Below are 1,350 nucleotides of genomic sequence, written 5' to 3'. Positions count from 1 at the left end.
CTAATTTTAAACCATAAAAAATTCGGTGATTCTTTTTCTATTGAGATCCAATCGTTAAACTTCAATTTATAAAGCAATGCTAATCCTCCCGAGTTGCGACCGCATTTTCCGGTTTTCGAGGTATTTGAAGTCACAATCTTAAAGCCTTCAACGTCAACATTTGCTCTTTTCCACGTTTCGGAGAGAATTATGAAATCAAAATTGTTAATCGTGTTTAAACAATCAGTATTCTGTAATTTGTCACCTAATGATTTTGAAGAGAGTCCATTGATGTTCCATGCAAAAAAGGATAATTTGCTGGAGTGATTTGCGTAGCCTGACATTTCGCTATCAATAGCAAAATGATATCCTGGCAAATAGGTTAACTACATGAATATTAAAAAGAAAAAAAAAATCAAAATTATATTTATATGGATAGCAACGTTAAAGTAGAGTCTTAATAAATCGCAAAAACGATACCAGTTCTTTAGGAATTTCAGCTCCTGAGTACTTGCTAAGTTCGGGATCGTTTGGAGGGGAAGCAGAAGAGTCCATACGCTCTGCCATTGTTGGAGGCGGATACGTGTGGTATGAATTATTATGGCCGTGTTTAACAACATGACTGTAAGAGGCATATGGCGAACGCGAGGATGGTGGTTGTGGTTGTTTTCCCTGACTTGAGTAGGCTCTGACGTGGGAGGCATGGTCTTCTAAAGGAGTTGTATACAGCGAGCGAGAGCCGGATGAAGGTGGGGAGCGGAACAGTTGATTAGGATCTGAACGTCGTGGCTTAGCTCGACCACGGATCGCTGCCACTAAATTCGCGGCAAACAAACCAAGATGTCTCTTTTTAAGGTGTTTATTGTCATGTAAAACATCCAATCCCTTGGAGAAGATATTTTCGTGACTCACTAGGTGACGTTGGGTAATGTAGAGCAACTGTCAATAAGTTTCGTGTTTATTTTCGACAAAGTGTGCAAAGAGATATCAGCTCGTGGTAGGAGAGTAGAATAGATGACTTTGCTTTTTGGCAAATTCATAAATTTTTCTTTAGTTTTTAATAGTTCTTGATTTTTATTTATTTCTTTAATTTGCTTTTTATTTGCTTTATTTTTTAATAGTTCTTCTTGATTTTTTTTTATTTCTTTAATTTGCTTTTTATTTTCTTTAATTTTCTTTATATTTTCTTTAATTTGCTTTTTATTTTCTTTAATTTGCTTCGTATTTTCTTTAATTTGCTCTATATTTTCTTTAATTTGCTTTATATTTTCTTTAATTTGCTTTTTATTTTCTTTAATTTGCTTTGTATTTTCTTTAATTTGCTTTTTATTTTCTTTGTAGGACTTTGCTATGCTTATCATTTCATTATCC

General features: G+C 34.0%; 2 protein-coding genes. Both read right to left on the bottom strand.

What is annotated here, in order from left to right; genetic code table 11:
- Positions 1–323 (bottom strand): hypothetical protein (locus OIF36_02655; protein ID MCV6599363.1); only part of this gene is annotated, 323 nt, incomplete at its 3' end.
- Between the two features lie 567 nt (positions 324–890).
- The coding region (locus OIF36_02650) for a hypothetical protein (GenBank protein MCV6599362.1) at positions 891–1,350 on the bottom strand (460 nt) is incomplete at its 5' end.

It is taken from the genome of Alphaproteobacteria bacterium, from assembly GCA_025800285.1.
Taxonomy (GTDB): Bacteria; Pseudomonadota; Alphaproteobacteria; order JAOXRX01; family JAOXRX01; genus JAOXRX01.
Note: the sequence above shows the minus strand (reverse complement) of the source record. Positions and strands in the feature narration are given on the sequence as shown.